Source organism: Streptomyces sp. NPDC079167 (genome assembly GCF_040686735.1).
Taxonomy (GTDB): Bacteria; Actinomycetota; Actinomycetes; order Streptomycetales; family Streptomycetaceae; genus Streptomyces.
In genome coordinates this window covers 60852-75449 of sequence record NZ_JBFBLO010000015.1, presented here as the reverse complement: position 1 = coordinate 75449, position 14598 = coordinate 60852, and the positions used below count along the sequence as shown (strand labels likewise).

14 protein-coding genes are annotated in these 14598 nt (G+C 72.0%); all 14 read right to left on the bottom strand.

Going from position 1 to position 14598, the window contains the following annotated elements:
- Positions 1-74: 74 nt before the first annotated feature.
- The 14 genes from AB0P41_RS27800 to AB0P41_RS27735 all read right to left on the bottom strand — a co-directional run bounded on the left by AB0P41_RS27800 (position 75) and on the right by AB0P41_RS27735 (position 14423).
- The gene (locus AB0P41_RS27800) at positions 75-1307 is read right to left on the bottom strand and encodes an arginine deiminase (protein WP_356710495.1); all 1233 of its coding nucleotides are present in this window, start codon (positions 1305-1307) and stop codon (positions 75-77) included.
- A gap of 76 nt (positions 1308-1383) precedes the next feature.
- Entirely contained in the window at positions 1384-3957 is a 2574-nt protein-coding gene (locus AB0P41_RS27795; protein WP_365934754.1) for a polynucleotide kinase-phosphatase, read from the bottom strand.
- Positions 3954-5429, bottom strand: a complete 1476-nt coding sequence (locus tag AB0P41_RS27790) for a 3' terminal RNA ribose 2'-O-methyltransferase Hen1 (protein WP_365934751.1) — start codon at positions 5427-5429, stop codon at positions 3954-3956. Before AB0P41_RS27790 ends, AB0P41_RS27795 begins: the two co-directional genes overlap by 4 nt.
- 43 nt (positions 5430-5472) lie before the next feature.
- Positions 5473-6408 carry a homocysteine S-methyltransferase gene (gene mmuM / locus AB0P41_RS27785; RefSeq protein ID WP_356710490.1) on the bottom strand — a complete coding sequence of 312 codons (936 nt, stop codon included), beginning with the start codon at positions 6406-6408 and terminating at the stop codon, positions 5473-5475.
- Between the two features lie 80 nt (positions 6409-6488).
- Positions 6489-7412, bottom strand: a complete 924-nt coding sequence (locus AB0P41_RS27780; RefSeq protein WP_365934748.1) for an LLM class F420-dependent oxidoreductase — start codon at positions 7410-7412, stop codon at positions 6489-6491.
- A gap of 126 nt (positions 7413-7538) precedes the next feature.
- Positions 7539-8069, bottom strand: a complete 531-nt coding sequence (locus AB0P41_RS27775) for a DUF6099 family protein (RefSeq protein WP_365934747.1) — start codon at positions 8067-8069, stop codon at positions 7539-7541.
- Between the two features lie 158 nt (positions 8070-8227).
- Entirely contained in the window at positions 8228-8614 is a 387-nt protein-coding gene (locus AB0P41_RS27770) for a nucleotide pyrophosphohydrolase (RefSeq protein ID WP_365934746.1), read from the bottom strand.
- Positions 8611-9786, bottom strand: a complete 1176-nt coding sequence (locus AB0P41_RS27765; protein ID WP_365934744.1) for an ATP-binding protein — start codon at positions 9784-9786, stop codon at positions 8611-8613. The genes AB0P41_RS27770 and AB0P41_RS27765 overlap by 4 nt, the downstream gene beginning before the upstream one ends.
- A gap of 55 nt (positions 9787-9841) precedes the next feature.
- Positions 9842-10249: a cell division protein SepF gene (locus AB0P41_RS27760; protein ID WP_356710481.1), complete on the bottom strand. Its 408-nt coding sequence runs from the start codon at positions 10247-10249 to the stop codon at positions 9842-9844.
- Between the two features lie 75 nt (positions 10250-10324).
- Positions 10325-11632, bottom strand: a complete 1308-nt coding sequence (locus AB0P41_RS27755; protein ID WP_356710479.1) for a cytochrome P450 — start codon at positions 11630-11632, stop codon at positions 10325-10327.
- Entirely contained in the window at positions 11629-12243 is a 615-nt protein-coding gene (locus AB0P41_RS27750) for an ATP/GTP-binding protein (RefSeq protein ID WP_356710477.1), read from the bottom strand. Before AB0P41_RS27750 ends, AB0P41_RS27755 begins: the two co-directional genes overlap by 4 nt.
- Positions 12221-12574, bottom strand: coding sequence for a DUF742 domain-containing protein (locus AB0P41_RS27745; RefSeq protein WP_365934742.1), 354 nt, complete (start codon positions 12572-12574; stop codon positions 12221-12223). Before AB0P41_RS27745 ends, AB0P41_RS27750 begins: the two co-directional genes overlap by 23 nt.
- Positions 12571-12993 (bottom strand): roadblock/LC7 domain-containing protein, encoded by a 423-nt coding sequence (locus AB0P41_RS27740; RefSeq protein WP_356710473.1) that lies wholly within the window; start codon positions 12991-12993, stop codon positions 12571-12573. The genes AB0P41_RS27745 and AB0P41_RS27740 overlap by 4 nt, the downstream gene beginning before the upstream one ends.
- Positions 12990-14423 (bottom strand): ATP-binding protein, encoded by a 1434-nt coding sequence (locus AB0P41_RS27735; protein WP_365934740.1) that lies wholly within the window; start codon positions 14421-14423, stop codon positions 12990-12992. The genes AB0P41_RS27740 and AB0P41_RS27735 overlap by 4 nt, the downstream gene beginning before the upstream one ends.
- Positions 14424-14598: the final 175 nt, after the last annotated feature.

Below are 14598 nucleotides of genomic sequence, written 5' to 3'. Positions count from 1 at the left end.
AGTCTATACGAGCGACCGTATTGCTATACAGGGCGTGCGCCGCGCCTCCCCGCGCTCCGCGCCTCCGGCCCGCCTCACACCGGATCGCGCACGACGGGGCAGCTCATACAGCGGGGACCGCCTCTGCCCCGTCCCAGCTCGCTGCCCCGGATCTCGATGACCTCGATGCCTTCCTTGCGCAGATACGTGTTGGTGGTCGCGTTGCGCTCGTACGCGACGACGACCCCGGGCTCCACGGCCAGCACGTTGCAGCCGTCGTCCCACTGCTCCCGCTCGGCGGCGTGCACGTCCTGGGTGGCGGTGAGCACCCGGATGCCGTCGAGCCCGAGCGCGGCGGCGATGGCACGGTGCATGTGCTCCGGGGGGTGGTCGGTGACCTTCAGCTCACGTGGTCCGGCACCGGGCTCGATCGTGTAGGAGCGCAGCATGCCGAGTCCGGCGTACTTGGTGAACGTGTCCCCGTCGACCATGGTCATCACGGTGTCGAGGTGCATGAACGCCCGCCGCTTGGGCATGTCGAGCGCCACGATCGTCCGGGCCGACCCGGCGTCGAAGAGCCCCCTGGCCAGCATCTCCACGGCCTGGGGAGTGGTGCGTTCACTCATCCCGATCAGGACGGCACCCCGGCCGATGACCAGGACGTCCCCGCCCTCGATGGTGGACGGATAGTCCTCCTGGCCCTGTGACCAGTGGTGGAAGACGCCTGCCTCGGGGCCGGTGAAGAGGGGGTGGTGCTGGTAGATCGCCTCGAAGTGCACGGTCTCGCGCTGTCTCGCCGGCCAGCGCATCGCGTTGATGGACACACCGTCGTAGATCCAGGCGGAGGTGTCGCGGGTGAAGATGTGGTTGGGCAGGGGACTGAGCAGGAAGTCGTCCAGATCCATGACGTGGAAGCGGACCGAGGTCGGCTCGTTGTGCCGTTCCAGGAACTCCCGCTTCGTCATCCCGCCGACCAGCGCCTCCGCCAGCTCCCCCGAGGGCAGCTCCTCGAAAGCGGCGCGCAGGTGCTCGGTCGCGAGCGGGCCGTACTCCTTCTCGGCGAAGACCCGGTCCAGGACGAGCCTCCTCGCCACCGGGATGTCGAGGGACTCCCGGAGCAGCTCGCCGAAGAGATGCACCTCCACCCCCCGGTCGCGCAGCACATCGGCCAGACCGTCGTGCTCCTCCCTGGCGCGGCGCACCCACAGCACGTCGTCGAAGAGGAGCGCGTCCTTGTTGCTGGGGGTGAGCCGCTTCAGCTCCAGATCGGGGCGGTGCAGGATGACGCGGCGCAGCCGCCCGGCCTCGGAATCGACATGGAATCCCATGCCTTCATCCTCACCGCGCGGAGCGCCGTTCACCCCGCGAACCGCCACCCGATTCCGGTCGGCCGTCCCGCGGCGCCTACAGCCTGGGGTCGACCGGCTCCGACTCCAGGGCCAGCACCGCGAAGACCGCCTCGTGGATCCGCCACAGCGGCTCGCCGTCGGCCAGCCGGTCGAGGGCCTCCAGTCCGAGGGCGTACTCCCGCAGGGCCAGCGACCGCTTGTGGCCCAGGAACCGGGAGCGCAGCCTCTCCAGATTCTCCGGCCGCGTGTACTCGGGGCCGTAGATGATCCGCAGGTACTCCCGGCCGCGCACCTTGATGCCCGGCTGGACGAGCCTGCCCTTCTCGTCCCGGACGAGGGCGCCGAGCGGCTTGACGACCATGCCCTCGCCACCGCGGCCGGTCATCTCCAGCCACCAGTCGATGCCGGAGCGCACGGATGCCTCGTCACCGGTGTCGACGACGAGGCGCCGGGTGACCTGGAGCAGACCGGTCGGATCGTGCTCGACGAGGCGGTCCAGCCACGCCAGCTGCTCGTCGTGCGGGACGGAGGCGAGTGAGCGGCCCTGCACCGCGAGGATCTGGAACGGTGCGAGCCGGACGCCGTCGAGCCCTTCGGTGCTCCAGCAGTAGCGGCGGTACGCCTCCGTGAACGCGGAGGCGTCCTCGGCGCGCTCCCGCTGGCGGCCGGCCAGGGCGCCGACGTCGACACCGCGGGCGGCCGCCGCGGCCAGGGCCTCCCCGGCCACGGGCAGGGCGGCGCCGGCGGCGGCGCCCACCGCCGCGTACTGCGAGCGCAGCAGCCCCGCCGCCTTGAGGGACCAGGGCATCAGCTCGGCGTCGAGCACCACCCAGTCGGTGTTCCACTCCTCCCAGAGCCCGGCGGCGGTGACGGCGGTGCGGAGCCGGCCGAGGACGACCTCGGTGAGTGCGGTGTCGTCCAGGAACGGCCGCCCGGTGCGGGTGTACAGGGCGCCGGTGGGACCTCCCCCGCCGCCGGCGGCGTCCGAGGCGTTCCCCGTGCCGAAGCGCTCGCGCGCGGTCTCGGCGTCGCGGCAGACCAGCGCCACGGCGCGCGAGCCCATGTGCTTCTCCTCGCAGACGACCTTGGTGACGCCGTCCGCACGGTACTGCGCGAACGCCTCGGCCGGGTGCTCCAGGAAGCCCTCCTCGCGCGAGGTCGCTGTCGGGGCCATGGTCGGCGGGAGGTAGGCCAGCAGTCTGGGGTCGACGGCGAAGCGGCTCATGACTTCGAGTGCCGCCGCCGCGTTCTCCTCACGCACCGCGACGCGGCCCATGTGCCGGGTCTCCACGATGCGGCGGCCCTGGACATCGGCGAGGTCGAGCGGCCGGCCGTCCCGGCCTCCGGGGGCCTCGGTGGTCAGCGGCTTCACCGGCTCGTACCAGACGCGTTCGGCCGGTACGTCGACGATCTCGCGCTCCGGCCAGCGCAGTGCGGTCATCTTCCCGCCGAAGACCGCCCCGGTGTCCAGGCAGAGGGTGTTGTTCACCCAGGAGGCGGTGGGCACGGGTGTGTGGCCGTAGACCACCGCGGCACTGCCCCGGTACTCCTCGGCCCACGGGTAGCGCACGGGCAGGCCGAACTCGTCGGTCTCGCCGGTCGTGTCCCCGTACAGCGCGTGCGAGCGGACCCGCCCGGAGGTGCGCCCGTGGTACTTCTCGGGCAGTCCCGCGTGGCAGACGACCAGCTTGCCCCCGTCCAGGACGTAGTGGCTGACGAGTCCGTCGATGAACTCCGCGACCTGTCCGCGGAACTCGGGGTGCTCGGCGTCCTCCCGCTCCAGCTGCTCGACCGTTTCGGCGAGACCGTGGCTGTGCTGGACCTTGCGCCCCTTGAGATAACGCCCGAGCTTGTTCTCGTGGTTGCCGGGCACGCACAGCGCGTCGCCCGACGCCACCATGGACATGACGCGGCGCAGCACTCCCGGACTGTCGGGGCCCCGGTCGACGAGGTCGCCCACGAACACGGCGGTACGCCCCTCGGGGTGCGTGCCGTCCTTGTATCCCAGCTTGCCGAGGAGGGTGTCCAGCTCGGAGCTGCAGCCGTGGATGTCGCCGATGATGTCGAAGGGGCCGGTGAGGTGCCGGAGGTCGTTGTAGCGGCGCTCCAGCACGACTTCGGCGGTGTCGGCCTCCTCCTCGGTGCGCAGGATGTGCACCTTGCGGAAGCCCTCGCGCTCCAGTCCGCGCAGCGACCGGCGCAGCTCACGGCGGTGGCGCTGCACGACATGGCGGGGCATGGAGGCGCGGTCGGGCCGGGAGGCGTTGCGGGCCTGGCAGAGCTCCTCCGGCAGGTCGAGCACGACGGCGATGGGCAGCACGTCGTACTGCCGGGCCAGCTGGACGAGCTGTTTACGGCTCTCGGGCTGGACGTTGGTCGCGTCCACGACGGTGAGCCGGCCGGCGGCGAGGCGCTTGCCCGCGATGTAGTGGAGCACGTCGAAGGCGTCGCGGCTGGCGCTCTGGTCGTTCTCGTCGTCGGCGACGAGGCCCCGGCAGAAGTCGGACGAGACGATCTCGGTCGGCTTGAAGTGCTTCCGGGCGAAGGTGGACTTGCCCGACCCGCTGGCGCCCATGAGGACGACGAGGGACAGGTCGGTCACCGGCAGCGTGCGAGAGGTACTGGTCATGCGGCCTTCGCCTCCTTCGTCGTCTCCTGGGCCGAGGTCATCGTGAACACGGCCATCTGTGTGGGAGGCCCCACCTCGGGGTCATCCGGGCCCACGGGCACGAACGTCACCGTGTAGCCGTGCCGCCCGGCCACCTGCTCCGCCCAGTCCCGGAACTCCGCCCTGGTCCACTCGAAGCGGTGGTCGCCGTGGCGTACGTGCCCGGCGGGGAGCGTCTCCCAGCGGACGTTGTACTCGACGTTGGGCGTCGTCACCAGCACGGTCCGTGGCCGTGCGGAGCCGAACACCGCGTACTCCAGGGCGGGGAGCCTCGGCAGGTCGAGGTGCTCGATCACCTCGCTCAGCACGGCGGCGTCGTACCCCTTCAGCTGCTTGTCGGTGTAGGTGAGCGCGCCCTGGCGGAGGGTGACCCGCCCGGCCTGCCGCTCGCCCATCCGGTCCAGCTTCAGCCGGCGTGCGGCGACGGTCAGGGCGCGCATCGACACGTCGACCCCCACGATCTCCGTGAAGCGCGCGTCCTTGAGCAGCGCCTGCACCAACTGGCCCTGGCCGCAGCCGAGGTCGAGCACGCGGGTCGCCCCTGCCGCGCGGAGCGCCTCCAGGACCGCCGCGCGTCGCTGCTCCGCGAGCGGCACCGGCTTCTCCTCCGTGTCGGTCGTCTCGTCCACCGCGTTGTCGACGCTCTCCACCTCGAGGTCGTCCGACTCCGCCAGCCGAACCAGCTCCAGCCGCTCCATCGCCTGCCGGGTGAGCCCCCAGCGACGGGAGAGGTAGCGGCTGGTGATCAGCTTCTGCTCGGGGTGGCCGGCCAGCCAGCCCTCCCCGGCGCGGAGCAGCTTGTCCACCTCGTCGGGCGCCACCCAGTAGTGCTTGGCGTCGTCGAGCACCGGAAGCAGCACATACAGCTGGCGCAACGCGTCCGCGAGCCGCAACTCCCCCTCCAGCACCAGCCGTACGTAGCGCGAGTCGCCCCACTCCGGGAACTGCTCGTCCAGCGGTACGGCCGTGGCCTCCACCCGTGTCCAGCCGAGCGGCGCGAAGAGCTTGTGCACCAGCTCGGCGCCCCCGCGTGCGGGCAGCGCGGGCACCTCGATCCGCAACGGGAGCGGCTGCTCGGCCCGTTCGGGCATCGCCCGGCACGCCCCGCTCAGCGCGGACTTGAACACCGTCGTCATCGCGACCGAGAGGAGCGAAGACGCCGCGTACGGCCGGTCGTTGACGTACTGCGCGAGTGCCGCGTCGGGGGCTCCGCCCCGGCCCTTGCCCTTGCCGCGCCTCACCAGCGCCACCGGATCCACTTCGAGCAGCAGCGCGGCGGTGCAGCGCTCACCGGACGCCTCGGGGTAGAAGACGTGCGCGGTCCCGTGCGAGGTGGAGAACGTCTGCGCCTTGTCGGGATGCTTGTGCAGCAGGTATCCGAGATCGGTGGCGGGACGCTCAGGGGTGCCGGTCGTACTGATAGTCAGGAACACGCGTCCGAGTATGGTCCGGCGACCGGCCTCCCACCAGGGATTTTCACACTCCTGAAGGTTCCAGTCGCTCACCCAGCTCCGCGATCCGGGAGGGGCCCACCCGGCAGCAGCCGCCGACCAGCCGCGCGCCCGCCCGCTGCCAGTCCCGCACCCTGCCCGCTTCGAACGTCTCTCTCCCGGTCCAGCCCCGGCCGTCGGCGTCCCACTCCTCCCCACTGTTCGGGTACACCACCACCGGTTTGCCGGTGGCCGACGCCGCGACCTCCACCGCACGGTCCGCGTCGGCGGGATCGCAGCAGTTGATCCCGACGGCCACCACCTGGTCGTTGCCGGCGGCGAGCGCGAACGCCTCCGCCAGCGGCTGCCCGGCCCTGGTCCGGTCCCCCGCCACGCTGTACGAGAGCCAGACCGGCACCCCGAGCCCCTCGACCGCCCGCAGCAGGGCCTCGGCCTCGTCGATGTCGGGCACCGTCTCCAGCGCCATCACATCGGGCCCCGCCTCGGCCAGCGTCCGGGCCCGGGGCCGGTGGAAGCGCTCCAGTTCCCGGACGGTGAGCCCGTACCGGCCCCGGTACTCGCTGCCGTCCGCGAGCATCGCCCCGTACGGTCCGACCGAGGCGGCGACCCAGAGTTCGCGCCCCGTCGCCGCACCCGCCCGGCGCGCCGACTCCACACTGCCGGCCATCAGCTCCGCCGCGCGGGCCCGCCCGATCCCGCGCCGCGCGAATCCCTCGAAGGTCGCCTGGTAGCTGGCCGTGATCAGCACCTGCGCACCCGCCCGGGCATAGGCGGCATGGGCGGCCTCGATCTGCTGGGGCGCATCGCTCAGCAGCCGGGCCGACCACAGCGCGTCGGACAGATCGCAGCCCTGTGCCTCCAACTGGTTGGAGAGGCCCCCGTCCAGCAGGACCGTTCCCTCGGCGAGCGCGTCACCGAGCGTACGGCCGGGCGGTTTCCCCGGTGTCCGGGCGGGATGCACAGCCGCTCCTCTCTGTCGGGTGGCTCCTGACGGTCCTGCCGCCGCACGGGCCCCGGCCCGCCACGGCCGGGCCCCTCCCGTCAGCCCAGCTGCGACTGGACCTGCGACGAGATCAGTTCCAGGTGGTCCAGGTCGTGCAGGTCCAGGAACTGGAGGTAGATCCGCGACGAGCCGATGGCGGCGTACCGCCCGATCTTGTCGACCACCTCGGCGGGTGAACCCGCCAGCCCGTTCGCCTTGATCTCCTCTACCTCCCGTCCGATGACGGACGCGCGCCGCGCCACCTCCGCGTCGTTCTTCCCGACGCACACCACCAGGGCGTTGGAGTACACCAGGTCGTCTGGGGTCCGCCCGGCCGCCGTGGCCGCGTCCCTGACCCGGCCGAACTGCTTCGCGCTGTCCTCGATCGACGCGAAGGGGATGTTGAACTCGTCCGCGTACCGCGCGGCCAGCCGCGGGGTCCGGACCGCGCCGTGGCCTCCGATCAGGACCGGCACCTTCGTCTGCGCGGGCTTCGGCAGAGCGGGCGAGTCGGTGAGCTGGTAGTACGTCCCGTCGTAGCTGAACGTCTTGCCGGTCTCGGTCTCCCACAGACCCGTGATGATCGCCAGCTGCTCCTCGAGCCGGCCGAACTTCTCCTTCGGGAACGGGATTCCGTACGCCTTGTGCTCCTCCTCGAACCAGCCCGCACCCAGGCCCAGCTCGACCCGGCCGCCGGACATCTGGTCGACCTGGGCGACCTGGATGGCCAGCACGCCGGGCAGCCGGAAGGTGCCCGCCGTCATCAGCGTGCCGAGGCGGATCCTCTTTGTCTCGCGGGCCAGTCCGGCCAAGGTGATCCACGCGTCGGTCGGACCGGGCAGACCGTCCCCGGAGCCCATGTGCAGATAGTGGTCGGATCGGTAGAAGGCGTCGAAGCCGAGGTCCTCGGTGGCCTTGGCGACGGTGAGCAGGGTGTCGTAGCTCGCCCCTTGCTGGGGCTCGGTGAAGATTCGAAGATCCATGCCTCCATCCTGCACCTTCGAACCCGCTGTGCCCCCTCTCTTGGCCTCTTCCTACGCACCGGGCGGCCGGCGGGCCCCCGACCCCTGCCCTGTCCGTGTCCCGGCTCACGGCTCACGGCTCACGGCTCACGGCTGGCCGGCGACGAACCCCGCCGGTCCGTGAACCACTCCGAAGGGGCCGTCCCGCTCCCGGTCCAACTCCTGTTCGTGCTCGCGCTCCTGCTCGGCAAGCCGTCTCAGCATCCCGTGGACCCGGTCCACGGACTCGTCGACGGCGTCTATCGCCTCGATGCACTGCCAGTAGAGCCCTTCCTCCTCCGTGCCGCAGGCAACACCCACCAGTGCGATACCCGCCTCCCCGAGGAGCTGCGCGAGCGCGGCCAACGCCCGGGGCACGTGATCCACTTCGGTGAGCTGGGACGCCCGCACACCTCCGGCCGGAACCATCGGGTGGTCGAGCACGGCGCTCCCCAGGGCGCAGGTCTCGCTGAGCTCGCGCGCCTCCGTCCGTAACTCCGCCGGTCCGAACCTCGCCAGATGACCGCCGACCGCCCGGGCCAGTGCCTGGGCCTGCCATGCCTCCGCCATGACGGCCGGCATCCCCCGGCTCCCCGCCAGCGCACTCCGGCCCGCCTCGATCAGTCGCTCCGCTTCCATGACACTCCCCCGTCGCCGACACCACCGGTTGAAGAATCCGCTCACTTCTTCATTACCCACAGTGAGGGCCGTGGCACACGAAAGCCAGAGGAAATCGGAAATCTGTGGACAGGAAGCCGATTGTGAATAAATCGATCACTCCGAAGAGTGACGAACGGTCATTTCGACGCCGTCCCTCCCCCGTCGACGCCTTCCGGCCGCACCGGCTCGGCGTCCGCCGCCGTCGCCACCGGAAAGCGTTCCTCGTTCCGGTCGATCTTGGCGGCCAGCGCCGCCAGCGCGTCGATTCCCAGGACCTCGCAGAACTGCAGCAGATAGGCCAGGACGTCCGCGACCTCGTCCCTGACCCGGAACGCCGTGTCGGGGTCCTCCATCACCCTCGCCGACTGCTCCGGTGTCAGCCACTGGAAGATCTCCAGGAGTTCCGAGGCCTCCACGCTCAGCGCGGCACCGAGGTTCTTGGGCGTGTGGTACGGCTCCCAGGCCCGGGCCGCCGCGAAGTCGGCCAGCCGCCGCTGCAGTTGTGCTACATCGAGTTCGCTCACCGTGTCAGGTCTACCACTGTCGCACCGGCCGTCTGCCGGGCCGCTGCCGCTGCTGCCTCACCCACGGCCCCCAGCAGACGCATGTGGCCGCTCGCACAGGTCGAGGCCGCCAGCGCCAGCAGCTCCCCGGTCTGCCGCGCGTCCAGGCTCCGGTCGAGTCCGTCGGCCAGCACGGTGAGGGCCTGCATGGCCGGGGGCACCTCCGCCGCCGGGTCCACCGCCAGGAACTGAGGGCCGGTCAGCAGAGTGAGTGTGAGCGCGAGATACCGGAGTTCGCCGTCGCCCAGGCGCCCGATGGGCGTACTACGGCCGGGACCCCGCACCGTCAGGGCCCGCACGGTGCCGCCCTCCAGTCGCTCGGTGGTCAGTCCCGTCACCGGTCCCGCGAACCCGGCGGCCGCGCCGGCGACCAACCGGGCGTGCGGCTGCGCACACCGGCTGTGGGTGCGGAACAGTACCTCGGCGAGGTTGTCGCAGGACGAGGTCAGCCGCCCTTCCACGACCGGCACGGGCGCACGCATCCGGCTCGGCTGAGGATCGCAGACGAACGCGGAACGCAGGGCCACCACCACTTGCTCCGCGGCGGCCAGCACCCTGAGCTGCCCGTCCGTGGTCCCCGCGACGCGCAACGGCAGCAGCGCCGTGCCGAGCCGGTCGTCGGGGAAGGGCGCACGCGTCACCGGCACCGCCCCCGCCGTGTACCAGGCCGCCTGGACGGCGGAACGCCGGGGATCCCGCAGCGCCGTGCTCAGCAGCGTCTCGCCGCTGTCGGCCATCCGCTCGCCGACGACGCGCAGCGTGGGCTCGGCCTGCACGGCGATATCCAGTGCCACCGGGCCGGCCGGGCCCTCCACCGTGCAGCCCAGCCGGAATCCACGCCGGCCCTGCCCGTCGGCCCCGGCCCCCTCGGGCACCCAGGCCGCCGGGTCGGGGAAGACGTCCTCCAGCGGATCACCGGCGGCCAGGCGCGCGAGCGCCTCGTAACCGCGCAGGGCGGTCGACTTCCCGCTTCCGCTGCCTCCGGTGAGCAGCGTGAGCGGTCCGAGCGGGATGACGGTGCGGCGGTGCGAGGCGAAGGCGTGCAGGCGGAGTTCGCTGACGAAGGGACGGGCGGGCCGGCCCGCGCCGGACGGCGCGGAGGCCGCCCTCCCCGTGGAGATCACAACAGTCATGAGCGGACCGTACGCACGCCCGTGAGCGGCGAACCGTTCCGCCCGCACGAGCTGCCTACGATTGAGGTACGCCCGCCGCGGTTACCCCCTCGACCTCCATGCCGACCGGCGCGAGCAGGAAGACGTTGCGGTCCACCCGGTGCATCCCGCTGCCGAGCCCGAAGACCACACCGCTGCTGAAGTCCAGGATCCGCTTGGCCACATCGTTCTCGGCGCCGGTCAGGTCCAGCAGGACCGGGATCTGGGCGACCAGGTATTCGGCCACCTCGCGCGCGTCCGCGAACACCTGGACCCGCAGGACGACCATCCGCCGCTGCTCGGCCGACTCCCGCTGCTCCGGGACCGTCCTGTGGTCGACCCGGGAGGGCCATTCGTTGCGGCCCCTCAGGGGTACGACCTGGGCGAGCCCCTCCCACTGTTCGTCGGTGGCGTCGTACCTGTCGTACCTGTCGTACCTGCTCACAGAACCACCCCGTCCGTATGCCGGTTGGCTGTGCGCCGGCTGCGCTCGCTGTTCATCGGGCAATTCTCTCGTCCCTCACCCGTTCGGCGTACCACCGACACGGGTCGGAACGGGATCGGCGGCGTCCGGAGGGTCCCCGCCGTCCGGTCCGGGGAGCGTGTCGAGCGGTGTGAAACGGACCGGAAGGTGGGCCAAGGCGCGGTGGAAGGGGCCCGGACGCCAGACCAGTGCGCCGGGTTCGACGGCGAGTTCCAGGTCACAGAGCTGACTGGTGAGCTGTTCGATCGCGGTCATCGCCATCAGCAGGGCGGGTTGCTTGGCGGGGCAGCGGTGCGGGCCCGCCGACCACGCCAGGTGCGCGCCGTCGCCGGAGCGCACCGCGGGGTCCGAACCGGACGGCGGTGACTGGGTGTTGGCGGCGGCGAAGGAGACCAGCACCAACTGCCCGGCGCGCAGTGGGACGCCGTGGAACTCGGTGTCGTGGCGCGGGAAGTGCGCCCCCATGCTGGCCAGCGGCGGGTCGCGCCAGAGCACGTCGTCGACCGCCTCGTGCGCGGTCATCGCGCCGCCGTGCAGCGAGCCGCCGTAACCGGTGTCGCTGAGCATGCGCAGCAGCGCGTTGCCGATCAGGTTGGTCGTGGGGTCGTGGCCCGTGCTCATGATGAGCGTGATCTGACGCACGGCCTCGTCGTCGTCGAGACCGGCCGGGTGCGCCAGCAGGTACGAGGTGAGATCGCGGCCCGGGCAGCGCCGCCGTGCGGAGACGAGCGCGGTGACGACGCCGACGAGGTCGTCGTACGCCGCTGTCGCGTCCCCCGCGGAGTCCATCATTCCCGCCGTACCGCGGACCACCCGCTCGGTGTCCTCCGGAGCGACGCCGAAGGAGGCGGTGAAGACGTGCAGGGGCAGCCTGCGGGCGTACTGGGCGATGAGGTCACCGGTGCCGGTGGCCGAGAACCCGGCGATGAGCCGCTGTGCGACCCGGGCGACCTCCGCGCGCAGCAGGTGGGGTTCGATCAGGGCGAGGGTGTCGTTGATGGCGTCGCGGTAACGGGCGTGGACGGCGCCGTCGGTGAAGAGCGCGGTGGGCCGGTAGCCGAGCACCGGCAGGACCGGCGAGTCGGCGGGCACGCCCGCCTGCCAGGCACGTGGGTCCTTGGTGAAGGTCTCGGTGTCCCGCAGCAGGTCGACGGCCGCGTGGTAGTCGGTGACCAGCAGCGCGTCGACGTCCGGGGCGACCCGCACCCTGGCCAGCGGCCCCTGGTCGCGCAGCATGCGGTAGTGGCCGTGCGGATCGGCGGCGAAGCCGGCTCCGTACAGCGCGAGGGGCTCGTGGAGAGAGGGGGCGGTGCCCGGTGAAGTGCCGGTCACGGGAGGCGTCATGACGATTCCAGGGGCGCGGGCAGGCAGGTCAGCGCGTGCTCGGCGAGGGCGATCAGGGCGCCGATGCCGCCCCCGCGTTCGCGCGCGTCGCACTGCACCAGCGGGGTGCGGGGATCGAGGTCGAGGTGCTTGCGCAGGACCTCGTCCGGGTGGGCGGGGGCATCGGGGAAGCGGTTCACGGCGACGGCGTACGGGAGCCCCTGCTCCTCCACCATGTCCATGACGGCGAAGGAGTCCTCGAGCCGTCGGGTGTCGACCATGACGAGGGCGCCGAGCGCACCCCGCGCGATGTCCTCCCAGAGGGGGAGGAAACGCTCCTGGCCCGGCGTGCCGAACATGTACAGCACCAGATCGTCCTGGACGGTCAGCCGGCCGAAGTCGACGGCGACCGTGGTCGTGGTCTTCTCCGGCAGCCCGGCGGTGTCGTCGAGTCCCGTACTGGACTGCGTCATCGCCTCTTCCGTGTGGAGGGTCGGGATCTCCGACAGGGTGCGGATCAGGGTCGTCTTGCCCACGCCGAAGGGACCCGTGACGACGAGCTTCATCAGGGTCTCGGCGGCGCTCGGCAGATAGCCGATGCCGCCCCGGTCAGTGGAGGGAACGGAGTCCAACGAGCAGCCTCTCGACGAGCGACCGGTCGATCTCACCGGCACTGGGGATCGGTGGTCGAGCGTGCAGATGTCCCGCGGCCACGAGGTCCGTGGCCAGGAAGACGGTGGCACTGACCGGCAGGTCCAGATGGGCAGCGCACTCGACGACGGTGAGGGCTCCCGGTTCGAGGAGCTCGCACAGCCTGCGCTGCTCGGAACCGGTGTGCACCGGCAGGGCCGAGTCCGTACGGACGAGCACGGCGAGCCGGTCGAGCGCGGGGCCGGCGGGCGTGGAGCGGCCACCGGTGACCAGGTAGGGGGGAATCAGGCGGCGGCCCGGGCCGGGGGTCATGGCCGGGTGGGAGCGTCCGGTTGGCGGGTGGGGGCGTGCATGGCCCTGGTCAGCGCGGTGACCTGCACCTGCATCTGGTAGGCGATGTTCCCCAGATGTGCGTCGGGGGCCGCGAAGAGGGCCAGGGTGGTGTTCTTGCCGGCCGGTACGACGACGGCGAAGCCCAGGTCGGACTCGACGACCGTCTGTGCCAGTCGCGGCGACTCGGCCTCGGTGAACGCGGTGGTGAAGGCACGGGCTGCCGCGTGGAGGGTGGCCGTCATCGCGGCGACGCGCTCGGCGGACGCACGGTCCAGGCCGGGCGACGCGCCCTCGACGAGTCCGTCGCCGGTGGCGACCACGGCGTGCTGCACACCGGGCAGCTCCAGCAGCGGGGTCAGCACCCAGGCGAGATCACCGGCGGTGGGGGTGGTGCTCACGTCTCGTCGTCTCCTTGGTCGTCCGATGGGGATGCTGAGGGTGTCCGCGCCGGGGGCGTGGAGGCGTTCCTGCCGCTGAGGGTGCCCTTTTGGAGGGCGGCCCAGGCCGCTCCGGCCTGCTCGGGTGTGCGGAGCACGGGCTCCTCGTCCGGCTGCTGCCCGACCGGCGGCGCCTCCGGGGCAGCCGTCCGGCGGGATCTCCGCCGCCGGGTGGGCAGCTCTGCCGGACGCGCGGCTTCCCGGGCGGCGGGCTCGGGCCCTGCGGGTTCCGCGGGCCCTGCGGGTTCCGCGGGGACGGCCGGCTCGGACTCGGTGGGAGCGACGGCCGCCGCGGGCCTGGTGGTCACGGGGCTCAGTGCGGCATCCTCGGCGCGCGCCTGCACCGGCTTGGGCGCGAGCACGGACAGGGTGCGGGCGTCGTCGATCACGGTCAGCAGATGGGCCGGAATGCGCAGCATCGCGCGCATCCCGCCGTACGGCGACGACTCGATGTGGCAGCTGAAGCCGTAGCGCGCAATGAGCCGCCCCACCACCGCGAAGCCGGTCTGCGGCGGGTCCCCCAGCTCGGTGAGCAGCACCTCGGAGGGGCCCGACAGCAGGGCGCGAGCCCGCTTGAGCGCGTCGTCGTCCATGCCGATCCCCGCGTCGTCGACCAGGATCATGGCGCCGCGCCCCGCGGTCTGCTGGACCGTCACCGGCACCTCGGTGTCCGGGTGCGAGTACGCCGTGGCGTTGGCCAACAGCTCGGCGAGCGCGATCGCGAGGGGTTCGGCGGCCCGGGCGGCCAGCGCGAGCCGCTCCTGACGCAGATGGTTGGCGACCTTGATCCGCTCGTACCCCGGTACCCGGGACTGGGCGCCCAGCACGACCTCGACGAGTGAGGAGTTCTGCCGGGCGAGTCCGGGCCAGGCGTCGCAGAGCACGGCCGTGGCCTGGGTGCGGCGCAGCGCCAGTTCGTTACGGAAGTCGAGCTGGAGGATCCGCGGGTCGTCGTACTCGTGCTGGAGCTCGTGCAGCAGGTGCTGCGACTGGTTGAGCAGTGACTGGATCTTGGCGGAGGTGCCGCGCATGGCGGACCGTGCCGCCGCGTCGACGCGTCGGCGTTCCTCCAGGACCGCTGTGCGCGCGGCCTCTACGGCCTCGGTCAGCAGGCGCGCGGCGTCACCCTCGATACCGGCGGCCTCCCGCAGCCCGGGAACAGGTGCGGAGCGGTGGGAGAGTGCGGTGGCAGCGGCGGGTATCCGGTTCCGGGCCAGCTGGCGGATCTCCTCGGTGAGGGCGAGGGTCCGGGCATCGGCCGCTCTGCCCTGCCGCTCGGTGAGCTCCGCGCGGGCCGAGGCGGCGTACGCGTCCAGCCTGGCCCGGTGCATGCGTACTGCCGACCAGACCGCCACCACGACGGCGATGAGGGCCACGATCCATGCCACCACGGCGTCACCGCGTCTCTGTTGTCGGGGACGGTCGACAGCCCGCGCCTGTGCGGGGCGTCCGGCCGCCGTACCGACGGGCCGTCACGCCGGACTCCCGGTACACGCCGCGCCGGTCTCCTGGCACACCTCTGCCGAGGTCCACGACGTCCCCCGTGATCGACATGGGCTGATTATG